Origin of the sequence: Rubellimicrobium roseum, from assembly GCF_006152145.1 — a bacterium.
GTDB lineage: Bacteria > Pseudomonadota > Alphaproteobacteria > Rhodobacterales > Rhodobacteraceae > Rubellimicrobium > Rubellimicrobium roseum.
Genome location: NZ_VDFV01000098.1, coordinates 1 through 5,404 on the forward strand (window position 1 = coordinate 1; position 5,404 = coordinate 5,404).

4 protein-coding genes and 2 pseudogenes are annotated in these 5,404 nt (G+C 65.2%); 3 read left to right on the plus strand and 3 right to left on the minus strand.

What is annotated here, in order from left to right; all coding sequences use genetic code 11:
* Positions 1-50: 50 nt before the first annotated feature.
* Both FHG71_RS22635 and FHG71_RS22640 read right to left on the minus strand, forming a co-directional pair.
* The gene (locus FHG71_RS22635) at positions 51-890 is read right to left on the minus strand and encodes an AGE family epimerase/isomerase (RefSeq protein WP_246045577.1); all 840 of its coding nucleotides are present in this window, start codon (positions 888-890) and stop codon (positions 51-53) included.
* Between the two features lie 279 nt (positions 891-1,169).
* The gene (locus tag FHG71_RS22640) at positions 1,170-2,024 is read right to left on the minus strand and encodes an aldo/keto reductase (RefSeq protein ID WP_218014223.1); all 855 of its coding nucleotides are present in this window, start codon (positions 2,022-2,024) and stop codon (positions 1,170-1,172) included.
* A gap of 262 nt (positions 2,025-2,286) precedes the next feature.
* Between FHG71_RS22640 and FHG71_RS24850 the strand changes: the two are divergent.
* From FHG71_RS24850 to FHG71_RS22645, 3 genes and pseudogenes are all read left to right on the plus strand, one after another.
* Positions 2,287-2,406 (plus strand): annotated as a pseudogene (locus FHG71_RS24850) (hypothetical protein); the annotation flags it as partial.
* Positions 2,375-2,713: a DUF6880 family protein gene (locus FHG71_RS24855; protein WP_425467389.1), complete on the plus strand. Its 339-nt coding sequence runs from the start codon at positions 2,375-2,377 to the stop codon at positions 2,711-2,713. The pseudogene FHG71_RS24850 and the gene FHG71_RS24855, both read left to right, overlap by 32 nt.
* A 148-nt stretch (positions 2,714-2,861) precedes the next feature.
* The gene (locus tag FHG71_RS22645) at positions 2,862-3,746 is read left to right on the plus strand and encodes an alpha/beta fold hydrolase (protein ID WP_218014224.1); all 885 of its coding nucleotides are present in this window, start codon (positions 2,862-2,864) and stop codon (positions 3,744-3,746) included.
* A 526-nt stretch (positions 3,747-4,272) separates the two neighbouring features.
* On the opposite strand, the pseudogene FHG71_RS22650 reads toward FHG71_RS22645, so the two are convergent.
* Positions 4,273-5,244: pseudogene (locus FHG71_RS22650) on the minus strand (IS5 family transposase).
* Positions 5,245-5,404 lie beyond the last annotated feature (160 nt).

Here is a 5,404-nt window from a genome sequence, read left to right on the forward strand (position 1 = left end):
CGCCTCCCGTTTGGCAACCTTGAATCACTCGCCGACCAGCTAGGGAATCCTCAAACGTCAACAAGCCCTAGAAGCCGACTCCATTCGAGCGCGTGACCCGGGGTCGTGCCGGCGGGCCGGAACATGGGGTCCCCCTCGTAGACGCGATCCACCTCCCAGCCTTCGGTGAAGTGCTCGGCCACGCGCCATCGTTGCGCACGGGCGTGCCGGTCGATGATGAGCCCGGCGATACGCTCGGCCATGTCAAGCCAGCGCGCCTCGCTGGTGGCCTCAAAGGCCGCCATCAGGGCCTCGGTCAGGTGCATGTTCGAGTTCTGGCCACGATAGGTGTCCAGGGACTGCCAGTCTCGGGCATACTCCTCGGTGGTGGCCCCGGCCGCGTCGTCCCAGAACCATTGAAGTAGAACGCCAGTGGCGTCATCCAGCAAGCGGCGCGCGTCGGGGTGCCCGACCACCAGGGCCGAGGATGCGGCGAGGATTACGAAAGCATGGCCATAGGCCTGCTTGGTCGGGTTGGTGGGACCCTCGCCATCCACCTCCCAAAAGTACCCACCGTCGCGCGCGTCGCGGTGCGAGTTCCACAGGAAATCCATGCCGTGGTCGATCAGGCGGTCGGCCCCGGGCAAACCCAGCTGATGAGCGATGGCGAAGCAGTGAACCATTCGGGTGGTCTCGTGGAGCTTGCGCCGTGACCCATGGGGACCAGCTTCGGCGAGGGGGCGGCCGTCCTCGGCCAGGTTGAAGAAGCCTCCCGCGGGGTTCGCCGCGCTGCGCTGGAAAAGGGTAATGAGCCGCTCGGCCTCGCCCAGCAGCCAGCGGCGGTGAACCGGCCGCTCGACCATTCGCGGCGCTTCCGCCCCGATCCACGGTCCGTCCTTGCTGCCCTGCATCTCGATCCTCCCAAGTCCCGCTCGGCACTCGGGCGACAGGCTTGCATCATTGAGCCCGTCCGCCACCGGCCAGTTGCTTGAGTCAACCCGATCCACGCCTCCGGATCGATGTGGACGGCTCTGCAGCTTCCTTTACCGCACTTGGCCAGCCCTTGTTTTCGTTTTCCGATGCCCTGACATCGAGCCGATGCGAGAAAGGGCAACGAGCCCCCCGCAGGACTCGTGCCGCGAAGCTTCCGAGACAGTACTCTCTGCGTCTGATCACGCAGACGCTCCCTGTCAGAACAGTGTGTTCATTTCCTCCGGCCGCGGCAGCGTCTTGCCATCCGGCCGGTCCAGCGCATCAATGCGCGCGATGTCCTCCGTGCTCAGCGTGAAGCTCCAGACATCCAAGTTCTCGGTAACCCGGGTCGGATTGGCGGTCTTGGGCAGGACCACGAGGTCCTGCTGCAGGTGCCACCGAATGACGACCTGCGCAGGAGTCTTGCTCAGCCGGGTTGCGATGTCCGTCACGACCGGCTCTCTCAGCAGGGCAGCGCCCTCCCCGCCGAGTGGGCTGTAGCTCTCGGTCACGATGCTATGAGCGGCATGCCAGTCGCGGATGTCGCGCTGCTGATAACGGGGATGAAGCTCGACTTGGTTGACGGCTGGCACGACGCCCGTCTCGCCGATGAGGCGATCGAAATGCGAGGGCAGGAAGTTGGACACCCCGATGGACCGGACCCGGCCCTGCGCCCGGAGCTCGACCAGCGCCCTCCAGGTCTCGGCATAGCGGTCGTGTTCCGGCACGGGCCAGTGAATCAGGAAGAGGTCGAGGTAGTCGAGCCCCAGGCGCTTCAAGCTGCCCTCAAGAGAGCGGAACGTGCTGTCGTAGCCCTGATCGCGGGTGCGCTCCTTGGAGGTAATGAAGAGTTCGCCGCGCGGGACCTCGGCCTCGCGCACCGCCCGACCGACCCCTTCCTCGTTGTCATAGCCCTGCGCAGTATCGATGTGGCGGTAGCCCGCCCTGATGGCGGCGCCGACTACACCGGGCGCGTCCTCGTCCGGCAGACGCCAGACGCCAAAGCCCAAACGCGGGATGTGGTGTCCATCGTTGAGAGCGATCGTTTGGCTAAGAGGCATGGAGCTCGGCATCTTTCCTTGGGACACGCACATGGATTGGCTGCTGGTTCCGCAGGCGCCGAGCAAACAGCGGCGTGTGAATTCTAGCTCATCGCTGCATGGGGGCCAGAGTGCACCTGCCAAGCAGATCGGCGTATTTCGGTCAAATCAGACTGCCCACTCAGGCCACACGGAACCCGCATCCCGACGCATCAATTCGAACGCCTGCCCGACCTCGACGACCTTGATGCGGAGGAGCGCGTGGGCGCGCTGGTGATCCGGTGCGGCCGAGTTCGACGGCGACCACTACGACGTCCTGACCCCGGCCGCCAGGAACCTGGCGGCCGGGCGGCCCCTGTCGGCCACGCTGGCGCTGATCGGCTTTGGCCTGTTCAACAACCGATCGAGCCGCTAACTGGAATGCCGCTCGGCACCATCTGGACTTTGCGAGCTTGGCGTCCGCGGCCCCGGACTATGGCGTGATCGAGCCCCACGACGCCTATATGGTGCGCCTAAAGGCAGAGCACGGGCGCAAGAGAGAAGCGGAAATCGCCATCTGTTCGCCAAGCGGTCGAGATCCGTTTCAGCCCGTCACGCGACCTGCATTCGCCATGCCTTGGAACCTCCGCCGAGCCCTTCAGGTTATTCTGCAGTGCGGCAAGACTCAGGCTTCCCGACCTGGCTGTCGCCTGCCCATCATGGAGATCTGGCATGAACGCTAGCATAAGCTCAAACGCTCACCCGCCTCCCATCTATCATCAGCCCGGCTCTCGGGACGCGCAGGCCGAGGCACGAGCCCGGCTCTTCCGGGGATCAGCGCGGGGGCTGGCGGTCGGAGCCGTTGCCGCAGCTACGCTCGGGGCGCTGGCCGTGCTCAATCACCGCCGTGCCATAGCGGCCGAACAGGCCCACCCACCGATCGGGCGGTTTCTCGATGCCGATGGCGTGCGGCTGCACTATTTCGAGCGCGGGGCGGGGTCACCGCTGGTGCTGCTGCACGGAAACGGCGGCATGATTCAGGATTTCCTGTCGAGCGGTTTGGTGGACAAGGCGGCCCTGCGGCATCGGGTCATCGTCTTCGACCGGCCAGGCTATGGCTATAGCGAGCGACCGCGCGACAAGCTCTGGACGCCGGAGGCGCAAGCGGACCTCCTGGCCTCCGCTCTCCGTCAAATCGGTGTGGCCAAAGCCACAGTGCTTGGGCATTCTTGGGCGTGCGCGGTCGCTGTGGCGATGGCCGAGCGTCATCCTGACGTGGTAGGTAGCCTCGTGCTGGAAGGTGGATATTTCTATCCTTCGGTCCGTCTCGACGTTGTGCCCATGTCGCTCCCTGCGATCCCGGTCGTGGGTGACATTCTCCGTCATACAGTGTCGCCTTGGGTCAGCCGCTTGCTCTGGCCACGGCTCATGCGGAAGATCTTCGGGCCCGCGCCGATGCCGGAGAAGTTTCACGCCTTTCCCCGCGAGATGGCGCTTCGCCCGTCGCAACTGAGGGCCAGCGCCGAAGAGACCGCCCTGATGATCCCCGCCGCTGTCACAGCTCAAGGCCGCTACGCCCGGATCCGGGTGCCGGTCACCATCATCGCCGGCCAAGGCGACCGCATGGTCATGGCACGCTACCAATCGGCGCGGCTCCATGAGGAAATCTCGCAGAGTACCTTCATCTGCCTGCCTGGCACGGGTCACATGGTCCATCAGACGGCGACAGCCGAGGTCCTCGGTGCGGTCGAACATGTAGCGGCCAAGGCGGCCTGATGTCCGGCCAGCCAGAGGGTTGTTTTCGGCTCTCCCTCAGGCGCGGAAGAACGTATGCCGGACCATGAGGCAGACGGCCTCTGCGAAGCAGCTACCATGGCCGCAGATCGGCTCAAGCAGCTGGCCCTGGAACCCGCCCGGGCGCATTGTGAGGACCTCACCGCACAATCCCATCCTCAGCGCTCATCCTGCTGGGGCTGCGACAAACACGAGGCCGCATCAAGTCCATGCTTGCCAAAACACCAGTAGAACATCGCGGTCTGGCCAGGGTGCTGGGCGATCCGGGGTGTGCGAATCCTTGGCCTTGCCGGCACGCGCTTCGTCCGCTGATGGAAGCATTCAGGTTGACATTAGGGATGCTAAACCCAGCTGCCGCATGCCCCACGCTTCAAGGGCGCACTGAGCAAGGTGTCACCGGTATCTCGTTTGGCTTCACCAAAAAAGTTTCTGACCCATAGACCATCGCTCGACCGGCTCTGTTGCGCAGATCGGCTTGAGGTCGATCTCCCCCTGATCCCCGTCGGCTTTATGCAACGCGGATCGTGTCGGGTGTGCCGAGCTGGGTGAAGCGGTTGAGAAGGGCGGCACGGATCTGAAGCTCGGCGGTCTGGCGGCTGGAAGTTCGAGCTGAAAGCCGTTCGCCCAGGAGCTTGAGGCACCGCATCCTGGCCTCAACGAGACTTCGCCGGTGATAGCCGCTCCAGGTTCGTCAAATGGCTTGGCCGAAGCGGTGGCTGGCTCGCAGGATGTCGTTGGGGGCGGGGGCTCCGGGTGCGGTCTCGTTCCAGGGGCGTCCGTTCCGGCGGGTGGGAATGACGGCCTTGGCTCCTCGGGCGGCGACGGAGGCGTGGCAAGCACGTGTGTCATAGGCTCCGTCAGCCGTGACCGTCCCGATGGGCTCCTCGGGCGGGATCTGCTCCAGCAGCTTGGGGGGCATGGGTCCACCACCCCCGCGGCTTTCGGTCACCACGATCGCCCGTACCTCCAGCGTCTCTGTGTCGATCAGATGAAGCTTGCACCACTGCCTGGGGCGAGAGGCACCGTGCCTTCGGGCCGACCACTCCCCTTCGCCCATGGCCTTGATCCCGGTGCTGTCGATCAAGAGGTGCAGGGCGCCCGTGCCAGGGCGGCAAGGGATGGTGACCGTCAGATCATTCTGGCGTCGGCAGAGCGTGGCTCGAAGGCCGGCACAGGCCAGTCCAGCTTGGCGAGCTTGAGAAGGCTCGCCACCAGCCTGCCTCGCCATGGGGCTCGGACCCGTGGCGCTCCCAAGGCTCGATCTGGCGCAAAGGCAACCCGAACAGCGCCCGTCACGCATCGGACAGGTCTGGATCGCAGCGTCCGAGAACGTGGCCGGGCGACCGCGACGCCCGCCCGGGGCGGCTACCCGCTCCGTCTGGGGATCAAGCCAGATCAGCAACGAGCCACGCTGCTTCAGGACCGCGTTGTACGTGGGCCAGTTCGTCGTGCAGCAGGTCGAAAGGACAGGCTTGCTCATCCCCGCCGCCCAACCTGCCTGGCCTACAAGGGGAAGCCCACGCGATTTGCGCAACAAAGCCGTCCCTTCCGGACCTGACCGTCGTCGATGGCCACACGCGAGAGGCGCTCTCGACAGGGCCGAGAGCAAGCGGTCGGGCCTATCAGGCGGTCGAGGTCTT